Here is a 13,635-nt window from a genome sequence, read left to right on the forward strand (position 1 = left end):
AGGAAAGGGCTAACTGATGTGGAGTCAGCTGGCGGTCAGTCTACAAAATGGCAATCTCTATCTGATCGCAATCATCGCACTGGGGTTCATAGGAACCATCATTGTCTTTGAACGCCTCATCATGCTGCAGTTTGTTTACAACATTGATTTCAAAAAGTTTTTGAACAACCTTCGCCGTTCCGTCCAAGCCGAGGATCTGGAGCGTGCGGTCAGTATCTGCAAGAACGCCTCCTACACCTCGCTGCCTTCGATCGGCCTGAAAGCGCTGGAAGCCCTGGAACGCGACCCGCATTCGGTGCGCGGGACCATCGAAGAGGAAACCATCGACTTTCTGCCCAGGCTTGAGGCCCGGATCAGCATCCTGCCGGCGCTTTCCACGCTGATACTTTTGATCGGAATCCTCGGCACCATTGATGGCCTTTGGGCGGCCTTTGATTCCATCGAAATCCTCGATACCTCGGAAAAACAGGCCCGACTGGCCAATGGGATTGCGGGTTCGCTCAACCCGACCACCATGGGCCTTTTGATGAGCATGCTCTTTCTCACCGGACATCAGATGCTGCGCGGCCTTGCGATTCGTTTGACCGAACGCGTGCACTATGGTGTTTCGGTTCTGATCAACCTTCTGGCTCCGCAGGAGATGGCGACCTATGTCGCTGCCCCGATGGCGGAAGCCGCTCCTGTTGTCCAGGAACCCGTGATCAGCAAGCGCGAAGCCGCGCCAGTCGAATCCAAGACCGAGGTGGAAGATGACAGCTTCGACGATGCTTCTGTTGAAGATATCAAGGACGAAGAAGAGATTATCTAACAACGTCTGGTATATCCCGATCAGCGTGCTGGCGGCCGTTGGTCTCATGTTCTATCTCTCATCCCTTCTGCGGGCGATTTCCATGGCCGGCCGCTATGGGCTGATTGAAGCGGAAATTCCCGTGCTCCAGGTCCCGATCCAGGACACGGGCTTCAAGCATTTTACGGAAAAAGGCAGTGAAACCCTGACGGCGGATACCCCGCTCGTGCTGCTCACCCGTGATGCGTTCTACTTCGGCCCGGTCAGCGCCTTTGCCCAGGATCTGACGAACGTTCGCAACAAATTCTATATACCGCACGCCGAGGGCGCGCCGCAGCTCAATCGCCTCGCCAAGGATATGGAGCGCTGGATGCAGGACAAGGAGGAGGAAACCGGCAAGGCGCGGTCACGCACGGTCCTCTTTTTGCCAACCGAAGAGATCCCGATGCCCATCGTGATTCAATGCATTGCGGGGCTGCGTCGATCGCGGCTCTTCGATAAGGTCGTGGTCGGAGGCGGGCTGATATGAATGGCCCCTCCACCCGCAATCAAAGCTGGATCCAGGCCCTGATGGGTTTGAAGGAAAGGCTGCAGGAGCCGATCCTCTGGTTTCCGTTCCCGGCCTTGATCGCCTTTGGTCTTGTGATCATTCTGCGGGGCCATCTGCTCACCGGTCTGAACCCGCGCCTCGGGGCGCGCGTGGATGTGATTCAGTATGATGCCAAGAATCTGCCCGACGGCGGCATCTGGCTCGGCGTTTTTCAGGATGGCAAGCAGGTCCTGGTGGTCACCTCGGATCGGCGACGCTTCAGCTGGCCGATTGACTCGCAAAACATGAAGGACATCGATCCTCTGGTTACGTATCTGAAAGGTCGGGTGAAAAAGGAAGCCTATTCCACCGCCATCAAACTCGAAAGCAATCAGACCCGAACAACGGCTGTGCTCGCGGTGGATCAGAAGCTGAAATACATCCACCTCAGGCCGGTGATCTATGCGCTGGCCGAGGCCCGCATCGCCAAGTATGGATTTGAAACAAGGGTGCTCAAGCATTAAAGGGGATTGAATTCTGAAGCGCTCCTGGTTGAAATGGCGGCAAAAGCCGCGGGACACCTACAAGGTCTTTGTTGAGGTTCATCAGAATGGTGAGATCCTCTCGAAGACCTCGCGCCCTTTCAACAAACGCGGCTCGATTTATCTCACGAGCCATCCCGATGGCGAGCTTACCGCCCCGTTCTATGCCCTGCCGACTGAAATCCGCATTCTGGAAATCACCAAACGCGGCGTGGAAGTCGATCTGGATCCCAACTGGGAAGGCTTCACCACCTTTGAAGGCAAGATCGAGGACATCAACTCCGATCGCAAATCCGCCTATACCCACATTATGAAAAAAGGTGACTACGGGAGCATCGCCTATAACGATCTGCGCGTTCTGATTCGGATTGGCAAGGAACGCCAGACCCGGATGGTGCAGCAAACCACCCGAAGGGAATACCGCGGATCGTCGCTGGATCTTTGGTTTGGCGGCCGACATGATCTGAAATTCCTCGCAGTCGGACTGGTGGCCGCGCTCTGGTTCATGGGCGGATTCGTCCTGGGCCTTTTGAAAAAACCGGATGATCGGCCCCGTGATTTCATTGACCTGCGCAACGAGTATACGCTGCCCTTCATTCATCCCAAGCATCTGCGCAATGTCCCCGAAAGCCTTCAGGTCAAGTACGACCGGCTGGTTCCCATTCGCTCGGCTCTGGAATTTGCCAAGGGCTTCACCGATACCCTGCTCGGCTACGATGCCTTGAAATCCCATCCGGCCCGGCATCCCGTTTTCCTCGAGTCCCGGCAGCACTATCGCAATCTCTACCGGCGGCTCGCCGATGATATCGATACCATACTTGCTCAGCGTGACAACCTCGAGGGCCGCATTCTGAATGATCCGCGCAACGCGCTCCTGGCTCTTCCCTATGTCAGGGGCGAGAGCTTCCGCGGCAGCCTTCTGCGGCTGGAAGACAAGCTCCATATCTGGCATGAAAACGCTCAGTTAACCCTGTCGCTGCGTAAAAAAACGACGCAGGAATTCACCGCGGATAAGCATTACGATTTCAATGAATACCGACAACAGACCGTCGAACCGACCAAGGTTCAGCTGTTCCGGCCGGAGCCGAGCGATGAAGAGGCGATGTACAAGGAAGTCGAACAGCTTGCCCGCTTCGCCGAGCATCATCAGAAAAGGATCGTCAAATACCGCGAGCCTGTGGTACCGGTGACTGTGGAAAATTCCAGTCCGCTGGTGATCGCCGCCGATAGTGGCTTTCTGCGTCTGATCGAACAGGGCAGTTTCCGCAATTTCAACGAGAAAATCAGCCAGATCCAGGCTTCGATTTTCGATCCTGACAAACCGAAAATTGTGCGCGAACCTCTGATCGGAACTATCGATCCGAAATTGATCGAACAGACCATCGCCCGTTATCGTTTTGAACTGCAGCTTTGCTACGAGCTGGCGTTGCGGCGCAACCAGCAGACTGTGGGGGCCATGGAGTGGCAATGGCACCTCGACACCCAGGGAAAGGTCTACGATATCGACCTTGTCAAAAGTTCAATCAGTGACCCCAAGATGATTGACTGCGTACGCGGCAAGATCGCCAAATGGAAATGGCCCAAGCCACAGAAGGGAAGCATTCAGATCAGTTACCCCTTCCTTTTCAAGCCCGCAAAAGGATAGCAATTTGACAGCAACTTCTGTATAAACGCTCAGTTTTCGCGACGGCAGCGTCGCTGCTGCTGGCATTTTCCGGACAAAATCAATGCACAATACCCTTCAAGCTCAGTCTCTCCAGGATCCGAAACGAGTGTACATCTTTACGGTTGGGGGCTGCGGCGAGTTTGGGATGAATCTCACGCTTTATGTCAATCAAGGGGTCTGCCTGCTGGTGGACTGCGGTCTGTCATTCGCCGAACCCTTCGAAATCGGCATTGATGCGCATATTCCCGCCCTGGAGGAGCTCGAAAGCATCCTCGGCATGAAGCCCACGGCGTATCTCATCACGCACGGGCATGAAGATCATCTCGGCGCCCTACCCTATTTTCTGACGCGCTGGCCGGCGCCCGTATACATCGGTCCCTGGGCCCTGGAACTTTTGAAAGATAAACTGCTCCAGCTCGAAGACAGCACGAGCTATGAGCTTCATGAGATTCGATCCGGTGGATCCTGCCGCGTCGGCCATGCAAAGATCGACTGGATCCATGTCCCCCATTCCATTCCGCAGTGCAGCGCGCTCGCGATCGATATGGGCCATGGCAATCGCATCTTTCACACCGGCGACTTCAAGGTCCGCGGCTTTCTGCCTAGCGACCCTGACCTTGACCTTGGGACCCTGGCCCGCAATGCTCAGGCGGCTCCCTTCCGCGTCATGGTCGCCGATAGCACCAATGCCGGTTCCGTTGGGGAATGTCCGAGCGAGGATACAGTTCTGCCGGAACTCAAGGACTGCTTCAGCGCCGCCCAGGGCATCAGCTACCTCACAACCTTTTCGAGCAATCTCTGGCGCATCAAAACCGTTCTGCGGGCGGCCATGGAAACTCAGAAAAAGGTTTTGGTCTTCGGCGCCGGGCTGCGCAAGAGCCTCGACATTGGTGCGAAACTGAAACTGCTCGGGGATGAGTCCCAGGCCCTGGTCGATGAGGATGCAGCCACGCGTCTTGACCGCAAGGATCTGGTAGTCCTTTGCTCCGGCTGCCAGGGCGAGTATCGCTCGGGTCTGAAGCGCATTATGAATGATGAGGTCAACCATCTTCAGGTCAAATCCGAGGATCAGGTGATCTTCTCGTCACGGGTGATCCCCGGCAACGAAAAGGCGATCTTCAAGTTGATCAGTCTGGGCCATGAGAAAGGCGCAAGGATGATCACGGCGCGGGAAAAACCCGGCATTCACGTCAGCGGCCATGCCTATGCCGGTGATTTGAGCCGATTGATCCAGGCCGTCAATCCTCAGTTTTATATGCCCGTGCATGGCACCTTCACGCAGATCCGGACCAACCAGGCCCTGGCCCCAAGGGTTGAACAGGTTATACCGGCTCGCAACGGTCGGGTGATTGCGGTTGGCGCCGATGGTTTTGAAACCTTCGCTGAGTTTGACCTGCCCTCACTTTTTATCGATTCATGGTCGCGTTTGCCGATGAGTTACGACAATATGCGGTCACGGCATAAGATCGGCGATTCGGGGATGGCCATCTGCACCGGACTCCTCGGCCCGCAGCAGCATATGCAAATAGAAGTGGAATTTATCGGCCTGCCGTTCGCTGACGCAGCGGAGGAAGAGGCATGCGAAATGCAAATACTGGGAAGCCTGCATCATCTGTATCAGGCTGAGTCGCGCAAGGAATTTTCGCTCGTTTCATTCAATGAACAGGCGCGCCTCATGATCCGACGCAAGCTCTCGGACCTTTTTGTGAAAAAGCCGGTGGTCATCAGCAAAATCTACGCAATCGACAGGTGAAGATATGGATTGGAGCATCGAACAAAAGAAAGTCCTGGTTCAAACCCCGGTCTTTCAGCTCGAGGAAGTCTCTCTGGTTCAAAACTCGGATCAAAAACCCGTGCCGCTGCCTTACTACCGTCTCCATGCGGGTTCATGGGTGAATGTTTTTGCGCTGACCCGGGATTCCAAAGCCATCCTGGTTCGTCAGCCGCGGGTGGGTATGATGCAAATGACCCTGGAGTGTCCCGGCGGTGGGATCGATAGGGATGAGGACCCGGCGGTGGCTGCCGCCCGGGAGCTGGAAGAGGAGACCGGTTATCGCGCCGGTCGCATCGAGTCCGTGGGTGTGATCAGTCCCAATCCGGCTATCATGACCAATCGCCTCCACATGTATCTGGCTCGGGACTGTTACCTGCCGGAGGATCGTCGGCACTTCCCGGATCTGACGGAGCAGATTGAAGTCAGGACTCTTTCCCTTGAAGAACTCGATGTTACAATGAAAGAAGGCGGCATTCACAACGCCCTCGCAGCGCTGACAATCCTGATGTCCCGGCGCTTTATCTTGCAGAATTGAATCAGAATTTTAGTTTTTCCAAACAAGCGGAGAATTTCGATATGAAGACGATCACTCTTGTCCCCGGGGACGGCATAGGTCCAGAGATTGCTGAAAGTGTCAAACAGGTGTTTGAGGCTATCAAAGCCCCTGTGCGCTGGGAACAGGTGGAATGCGGTCTGACCGCTTATGAGAAAACCGGCCAGCTCATGCCCCAGGAGTTCGTCGACAGCTTCAATCGCAACAAGATAGCCATCAAAGGTCCGACCACCACACCGATCGGCGGCGGCCATCGTTCGATCAACGTGCAAATGCGGCAAATGTGGAACCTTTACGCCAACGTGCGCCCGATCAAGAACTTTCCGGGTCTGCCCAGTCATTACTCGGGCATCGACATGATCATCGTGCGTGAGAACTCGGAAGACCTTTACAAAGGGATTGAATACAAGATCTCGGAGGGCGTGGCTCAGGGCATCAAACTCATCACGGCAGAAGCCTCCGAGCGCATCGGCCGTCACGCGTTTGAATTGGCCCGCAAGCTGAAAAGAAAGCGAGTGCTGGTCGTTCACAAGGCCAACATCATGAAGTACACCGATGGGCTCTTTTTGGATTCGATCAAGAAGGTCTCGGCCAACTATCCTGAAATCGAATTCGGCGATATGATCGTCGACAACTGCTGCATGCAGATGGTGACGAAGCCGACCCAGTTCGATGTGATCGTCACGGAAAACCTGTATGGCGACATTCTCTCGGACCTCGGTGCGGGCCTCATCGGTGGTCTTGGTCTGGCCTCGGGCGCCAACATCGGCGACCAGCATGCGATCTTTGAAGCGGTGCATGGTTCCGCCCCTGATATCGCCGGGCAGGACAAAGCCAACCCCACAGCCCTTCTGTTGAGTGCGGCCTCGATGCTCGACTATATCGGCGAGCTGCCCCTTGGCGACAAGGTCCGCGAGTCGATCGCCCGGACTCTGGCCAACCCGGAAACACGCACCGGCGATCTGGGCGGAAAATTGGGCACGCGGGCGTTTACCCAGGCGGTGATCGGCAACGTTAAATAGCATCCAGGCACGCGCCGCAAGCGTTTAATCTTCACCGCACCATCCGCGGGATTTATCAAAAAGCCAGGTCCGCTGTCTCAGGCGGCCTGGACCAAAATCTTCCCCTCCTGAATTTTTTTCCTGTAAGTTCTCTCAACATCTGGTCACAATCGCCGATAGTCTGAGCAGTACGATCGCGAAAGACCGCGCAGGGCTTAACCTGCCAGATCGGGAGTATCATGCAACGCAAGGTGCATGCCGTCGGACGCACCGATATCGGGCGCGTACGATCCACCAACCAGGACTCGATGCTCGTGGATAACGAGTCGGGACTCTTTGTTGTCGCGGACGGCATGGGTGGTCACGCTGGAGGCGAAATCGCCAGTCGCATCTGCATCGAGCAGGTGAAACGCGAGGTCGCGACCAGAATCGATCCGGAACTTGCGAAATCGGTAAAAAGCCATCCTGATCCCGCTCTCCTCAATGCCTTGGCCAATTCCATCAATTACGCATCGGCCCGCATCTACGAACATTCGCTCGAGGATCCGAGCCTCAGGGGTATGGGAACGACCGCGACTGTGGTTAAAATAGTGGAAGATTATGCATACTGCGCCCACGTCGGCGACAGCCGCTTCTACCTCGTCCGCAGTGGCTTCATCTACCAGCTCACGTTCGATCATTCGCTGGTCAACGAGCAGGTTCGCGCCGGCATCCTTACGCCGGAAGAGGCCGAGGTGCATCACCTGAAAAACGTGATCACCCGCAGTGTGGGCTATCAGGAAGAGGAAGATGTCGACACGATCTGTGTGCATCTTGAGAAAGGTGATCTGCTCGTGCTTTGCAGCGATGGTCTGCATGGCAAGATCAATGATGCCGAGCTGTCTCAGATTGCCAACAAGCGCGGGACCGCAGCTGTCGCGGAACTCGTGGACCTTGCCAATGATCGAGGCGGAGAGGATAATATTACTTTGATCATGGCTGAAGTTCGCTGAAAGGAAAGAGATGGCTCTTCGTAAAATCACCATCGTCTTCATTCCCGAAGATGCCAGACAGTCGAAACAAATCAAGATCCCCCGTGCCCTGGTACGGGCCTTTTACGCCGGTTCGTTCATCGGTTCCATGATCCTGGGATACCTAATCTACGACTACACGCAGTTGCGCGGACTGCGCGAATCCTATCAGAAAATTGCGGCAGAAAATCAAGGCCTGCGTGGTGAGGCGCAGCTGCTCCTCAGCAATCTTGAGGAAGTGAAGCGCTCGCTGCAGCGCGTGCAGGATTATAGCGAAAAACTCGGGGAACTGACCCAGCTCAAGGTAAAACGCTTCAGCAGCCGCACCGGCATTGGTCCGCTCACGCCCCAGGAATATCATCATGCCCGGCAGGAATCGGTGATCGATCCCCAGGACACGCAGCATCTGCCGCTCGGCATTGACCTCGATCGCCTGATGTTCCGCACGGCCTTTGAAAAGATGAAAACTATCGGCAGCAACGCCAATCAGAACGCTCTGCGTCTGCAAAAACTTCTCTCGACTCTCAGCCAGCAGCGTTCCCTTCTGGCCTCCGTTCCATCCGTCACTCCGGTGGATGGGTGGATCACTTCAGGATTTGGTGCGCGGACATCGCCGTTTACCGGGGATCGTGACGTGCATATGGGCTTGGATATTGCCGCACCTATTGGCACCCCAATCTATGCGCCGGCTGATGGCGTGGTGATTTTTTCGGGAGTGAAGGACGGCTTCGGCAACTTCATTATGATCGCCCACGGCTTTGGCGTCGTGTCCCGCTTCGGGCATAATTCCGAGAACCTCGTGCAGCCTGGACAGAAGGTCAGTCGTGGCGAGCAAATAGCCACGGTTGGCATGTCAGGTCGCACAACTGGCCCGCATTGCCACTACGAAGTAATTTTAAACGGCAATGCCGTTGACCCCCGCAAATTCATCCTTAACTTGAATTAACGAATCGAGGCTGAGCCGATCACAGGGCCAGCAAGGCGGTGCTTGCGCTTCACGCGAAGGCTCCGCCCGGGGCTGGGCCTGGGCTCGGAAAAGCATTCCGCATTCGGGTTTTTGGGGTTATACTCTTCGACTTGTCTGGGCATTCTTGCGCAGTTCAGCAGATCATTCTTGTTCGCGGAATGCCGGCAGTCTTACTTACAATTCATGCACAAGCGGATCATACCATGTTTAGTCTGGCTCGTAAGGTCTTCGGTACGAAAAACGATCGGGAAGTGAAACGATACCAGGGTATCGTGCAAAAGATCAACTCGCTTGAAGCCACCATGAAAGCTTTGAGTGACGAAGCCTTGCGCGGCAAGACTCAGGAATTCAGGGACCGCCTGGCCAAGGGGGAAGCCCTGGATGATCTGGCGCCTGAGGCCTTCGCGGTGGTTCGTGAAGCCGCTTCCCGCGTGCTCAAAATGCGGCACTTCGATGTGCAGCTCATCGGTGGTCTGGCCTTGCATGAAGGCCGAATCGCGGAAATGAAAACCGGTGAAGGGAAAACGCTGACAGCGACCGCGCCGGTGTATCTCAACGCTTTGGCAGGCAAAGGCGTTCACGTCGTAACGGTGAACGACTACCTCGCCTCCCGCGATGCGAAACAGATGGGCGAACTCTACGGCTTCCTCGGTCTGTCGACCGGCCTGATCGTTCATGGTCTGACCGATCCGCAGCGTCGCGAGGCCTATCATTCGGATGTAACCTATGGAACCAACAATGAGTTTGGTTTCGATTATCTGCGCGATAACATGAAGACCGAGCTCTCGCGTTTTGTGCAAAGGGATCACAACTTCTGTATTGTCGACGAAGTGGACTCCATTCTGATCGACGAGGCACGGACGCCGCTCATTATTTCCGGTCCTTCCGAAACCCGCACCGAGCTTTATGTCAAGGTCAACGCGGCCATTCCTGGTCTGCAAAAGGACAGCGATTATATCGTCGATGAGAAGGCACGCTCGGTTTCGCTGACGGAAGACGGCATCAGCAAACTGGAAAAACGCCTGAACGTGGATAATCTCTACGATCCCCATAATATTGAATATCTGCATCATGTGCAGCAGGCTCTCAAGGCCCACGTGATCTTCAAAAAAGACGTCGATTATGTGGTGCGCGATAACAAGGTCGTGATCGTCGACGAGTTCACCGGCCGTCTGATGCCCGGTCGTCGTTATAGCGACGGCCTGCACGGAGCACTGGAAGCCAAGGAACATCTGCAGGTTGAAAATGAAACCCAGGTTCTGGCCACCATCACCTTCCAGAACTTCTTCCGTCTCTATAAAAAACTCTCCGGCATGACCGGTACCGCAGATACGGAAGCGGTCGAGTTCAAAAAGATCTATAACCTCGACGTCGTCGTGATCCCCACCAACCGTACGCTGATCCGTAAGGATGAGCAGGATGAGGTTTACCGGACCGCTCGCGAGAAGTTTGAATTGATCGCCGATGAAATTGCAGTCGCGCAGAAGCGTGGGCAGCCGGTTCTGGTCGGTACCGTATCCGTGGAAAAATCCGAGCTTTTGTCGAGCCTTTTGCGGAAACGCAATATCCCTCATGAAATCTTGAACGCCAAAAACCACAGCCGTGAAGCCCAGATCATTGCCAACGCGGGTCAGGCCGGCAACGTGACGATTTCAACGAACATGGCCGGTCGCGGGACCGACATCGTGCTCGGCGAAGGCGTGCGGGAACTCGGCGGTCTTTATGTGATCGGCACCGAACGCCATGAGTCACGGCGTATCGACAATCAGCTCCGCGGCCGTTCCGGTCGTCAAGGCGATCCCGGTCGCACCAAGTTCTATCTCTCGCTGGAAGATGATCTGATGCGAATTTTCGCGTCCGACCGTCTCTCCGCGATCATGGGCCGCCTCGGCATGAAAGAGGGCGAGGCCATTGTTTCCCCTATGGTGACGCGGGCCATTGAGAAAGCCCAGCGCCGTGTGGAGGAGCAGAACTTCTCGTCGCGTAAACACGTTCTGGAATATGACGACGTCATGAACCAGCAGCGCCAGGTGGTTTACGCACGGCGCCGCAAGATCCTGGAAGGCAGCATCGACACGGGTTTCATGAGCGATGCCGTTCGCAGTATCACCGAAGGCATCCTGAGCAAATATTCGCCTGAAACCTCGACGGCCAAGGAATGGGATATGCCGGCTGTGGTGAAGGAACTGCAGAACGAGTTCCATACCGCGTTTGATGCCGACAAACTCACCACGGGCGAGATGTCGGTGGCGGCTCTGATCGAGCCCATCCATGATCAGGTGCTGGCGGAATACAATAAGAAACGCGAGCAGGTCGGCGACGAGCTGATGAAGCGGATCGAGGCCTACGTTTATCTCCAGATCATCGACCAGAGCTGGAAGGACCATTTGCGCTCGATGGAAACGCTGCAGGACTCGGTCCGTCTGCGCGGCTACGGTCAGCGTGATCCACTGCAGGAGTATAAAAAAGAGGCCTTCAAAATGTTTGAGAGCCTCATGGTCCGCATCGAGGATGAGACCGTGCTCGCTCTGATTCGCATGCCGCCGCCCGAGATTCAATACGAGGACGCCCCCCAGGTGGCCGAGCCGGATGAATCCCAGCTCAATTTCGTGCATCCCGATGCTCATGCCCCGACCTCGAATGCTCAGGGCAACACCGGGCAGGACGATGATGGCATGATTTATCACGGCAGTCGCGAAACGGGCGCAACCGCAGCGCGGAATGTGGAAACCATTCGCCGCGAGCAGGAAAAAATCGGTCGCAACGATCCCTGTCCCTGTGGTTCGGGTTTGAAGTTCAAAAAGTGCCACGGTCGTTTGAGCGGAGAAACTGGGGTATAATAGGCGTAGAACGATTCCTCTCATGAGGTGATTTCGTGCATCGCGTCTTTGATTTTACGCCATCGGACCATGAAGTCGTCGTATCCCGCATCCTCGTTCAGGTTCACCATGCCGTGGACGAGGCCTTTCCGCATGCGAAGCCGGCGTCGGCGCGTTTTGCGAAGACCGCCTTTGTCGGCTACGACGAGCCTACCCTCACGCAGCTGATTCCCAGCGAAGCCATCAAGGAAGCCCTGGGTGAGGATATGCCCCGCGCCATCAGCGGGGAATCACCGCTGCGAACGCCCAAACCCCTGGAAGTTTCCGACGAGCAGCCGATTTCGCAGGAGAATGAAAACCTGCGGGATATGTCCTGGTGGCGATTGTCGGAGAACATGCCCATGAAGCAGACTGTCATCGGCATCCTGGCCCTCATTCTGGTAGGGCTTTTGGCCTATCTTCTGTTGAGTGAGTAAAGCGAATTTCAGGTTTTTTTCCGCGGAAAAGGTTCTTGCCTTTTCCCCGTCCCGTCCGCTAGATAAGTCCATTCCTGTGTCTCTTCTTATTCACACGATCATTGATGGAAAATTCTATGTTGCGTCATGATGGTCGATCCTCGGATCAAATGCGTCCGCTCAGGATCACACCGCACTATACAAAAAATGCCACGGGCTCGGTTCTGATCGAGTATGGCGAAACACGTGTGATCTGCACGGTCTGTGTTGAGGAGGGCATTCCGTCCTTCCTCAGAAATTCAAGTCCTGCCCAGGGCTGGCTGACGGCTGAATATGGGATGCTCCCTGGTGCCACCGAGAGCCGCACGCGCCGGGAAAGACCGGCTCCCTCGGGACGCTCGCAGGAGATCCAGCGTTTGATTGGACGGTCTCTGCGTGGGGTTATTGATCTGACCAAATGCCCGGATCTGACCTTCAATATCGACTGTGATGTCATCCAGGCTGACGGCGGAACCCGGACCGCCTCAATCACCGGAACCTATGTCGCGCTTAAAATTGCGGTCGACAAGCTCCTCCGCAGCGGCCGTCTGAATGAAAACCCCCTGACAGATGCCGTCGCTGCCGTTTCCGTCGGTCTGCGTGATGGCGAAACCATGGTTGACCTCGACTATCAGGAGGACAGCACCGCCGACCTCGACATGAATGTCGTGATGACTCAAAGCGGCCGCTTCCTGGAAATCCAGGGGACTGCCGAACGCGCCTCGTTCTCCCGCCAGGATATCAATGCCATTCTTGATGCGGCCGAAGCTGCCTTGAAACCCGTCTTTGAGCTTCTGCATGAAGCGGCTGATGGGCATATTGTGGAAACCTGAAATTCTCCATGCATTCCCGGCTTATGCGGCCGGGAGCGCTTCCCATCGAATGTTCCCCTCTCCCCTTCCGCAAAAGCCTTGCCTGTTCAGGTTTTCAAAGTCTGCTGCGCGCATGTTTCACGTGAAACGCTTGGCACGTCATGGTAGTTCATGCCCACCTCGTTTCGATCAGTAGCGCTGCACGCGACAATCCCTCATGACGTTGCTTCGGCATTGCTGTCTCGTATAGTACTCGCATTGCCTGATCGCATTCAGTCGAGCGATGCGGCGTGCCTGCTGTCCTTCTCCGGATCCTTCCTGGAAGAAATAGCTGGCAGCGATAAAGGGCCGATAGAAGCCCGGTGCATGAGCTACACAGATCCACTGATTCCATCCTCTCAAGCGGAGTTCATCCGCATTACCAACCTCCGTCTCAACCGTGCCCGGATCAGCTTCAAGTTCCTGAGCGGCGGCCGGGAGCGGAGTCCCCATCATCAGAGCGAAAAGCGTGACGGCGCTGAAATATATGTGCATGGTTTTTCTCCTGACAATTTCTTCATGATCAAGACCTGGCTTTCGCCCGAGCCGTGCAAGGAACATTCCTCGGAAGCTCATAATGCGCAGGATCACTCAAGGCGGGAATAGGCTTGAATCAGGGATGCCGTGGGGCTTTGAACAGCA

Annotated in this window: 13 protein-coding genes; 12 read left to right on the top strand and 1 reads right to left on the bottom strand. The window is 55.6% G+C overall.

Annotated features, from left to right (window positions below; translation table 11 throughout):
- The first annotated feature begins 16 nt into the window (after positions 1–16).
- From OLTU_RS31430 to rph, 12 genes are all read left to right on the top strand, one after another.
- Positions 17–808: a MotA/TolQ/ExbB proton channel family protein gene (locus OLTU_RS31430; RefSeq protein ID WP_141736662.1), complete on the top strand. Its 792-nt coding sequence runs from the start codon at positions 17–19 to the stop codon at positions 806–808.
- 25 nt (positions 809–833) lie between these two features.
- On the top strand, positions 834–1,316 hold the full coding sequence (locus OLTU_RS31435; protein WP_218110395.1) for a hypothetical protein: 483 nt from the start codon (positions 834–836) through the stop codon (positions 1,314–1,316).
- Positions 1,313–1,840 carry a hypothetical protein gene (locus OLTU_RS31440; protein ID WP_141736664.1) on the top strand — a complete coding sequence of 176 codons (528 nt, stop codon included), beginning with the start codon at positions 1,313–1,315 and terminating at the stop codon, positions 1,838–1,840. Before OLTU_RS31435 ends, OLTU_RS31440 begins: the two co-directional genes overlap by 4 nt.
- 28 nt (positions 1,841–1,868) lie before the next feature.
- Complete coding sequence (locus tag OLTU_RS31445) at positions 1,869–3,503, top strand: AgmX/PglI C-terminal domain-containing protein (RefSeq protein WP_141736665.1); 1,635 nt, start codon at positions 1,869–1,871, stop codon at positions 3,501–3,503.
- 127 nt (positions 3,504–3,630) lie between these two features.
- Complete coding sequence (locus tag OLTU_RS31450; protein ID WP_218110396.1) at positions 3,631–5,277, top strand: ribonuclease J; 1,647 nt, start codon at positions 3,631–3,633, stop codon at positions 5,275–5,277.
- A gap of 4 nt (positions 5,278–5,281) precedes the next feature.
- A complete protein-coding gene (locus tag OLTU_RS31455; protein ID WP_141736667.1) occupies positions 5,282–5,833 on the top strand; it encodes an NUDIX hydrolase in 552 nt (183 codons plus the stop codon).
- A 41-nt stretch (positions 5,834–5,874) separates the two neighbouring features.
- Positions 5,875–6,873 (top strand): isocitrate/isopropylmalate dehydrogenase family protein, encoded by a 999-nt coding sequence (locus OLTU_RS31460; protein WP_141736668.1) that lies wholly within the window; start codon positions 5,875–5,877, stop codon positions 6,871–6,873.
- A 218-nt stretch (positions 6,874–7,091) separates the two neighbouring features.
- Positions 7,092–7,844, top strand: a complete 753-nt coding sequence (locus OLTU_RS31465) for a Stp1/IreP family PP2C-type Ser/Thr phosphatase (protein WP_141736669.1) — start codon at positions 7,092–7,094, stop codon at positions 7,842–7,844.
- A 10-nt stretch (positions 7,845–7,854) separates the two neighbouring features.
- The gene (locus tag OLTU_RS31470) at positions 7,855–8,808 is read left to right on the top strand and encodes a M23 family metallopeptidase (RefSeq protein ID WP_141736670.1); all 954 of its coding nucleotides are present in this window, start codon (positions 7,855–7,857) and stop codon (positions 8,806–8,808) included.
- Between the two features lie 224 nt (positions 8,809–9,032).
- Positions 9,033–11,669 carry a preprotein translocase subunit SecA gene (gene secA / locus OLTU_RS31475; protein WP_141736671.1) on the top strand — a complete coding sequence of 879 codons (2,637 nt, stop codon included), beginning with the start codon at positions 9,033–9,035 and terminating at the stop codon, positions 11,667–11,669.
- Between the two features lie 35 nt (positions 11,670–11,704).
- Positions 11,705–12,124: a hypothetical protein gene (locus OLTU_RS31480; protein ID WP_141736672.1), complete on the top strand. Its 420-nt coding sequence runs from the start codon at positions 11,705–11,707 to the stop codon at positions 12,122–12,124.
- 104 nt (positions 12,125–12,228) lie between these two features.
- Positions 12,229–12,975: a ribonuclease PH gene (gene rph, locus OLTU_RS31485; RefSeq protein WP_176737131.1), complete on the top strand. Its 747-nt coding sequence runs from the start codon at positions 12,229–12,231 to the stop codon at positions 12,973–12,975.
- A gap of 168 nt (positions 12,976–13,143) precedes the next feature.
- Here the strand turns inward: rph and OLTU_RS31490 are convergent, their stop codons facing one another.
- Positions 13,144–13,488, bottom strand: coding sequence for a hypothetical protein (locus OLTU_RS31490; RefSeq protein ID WP_141736673.1), 345 nt, complete (start codon positions 13,486–13,488; stop codon positions 13,144–13,146).
- Between the last annotated feature and the right edge of the window lie 147 nt (positions 13,489–13,635).

Origin of the sequence: Oligoflexus tunisiensis (genome assembly GCF_001748245.1) — a bacterium.
GTDB lineage: Bacteria > Bdellovibrionota_B > Oligoflexia > Oligoflexales > Oligoflexaceae > Oligoflexus > Oligoflexus tunisiensis.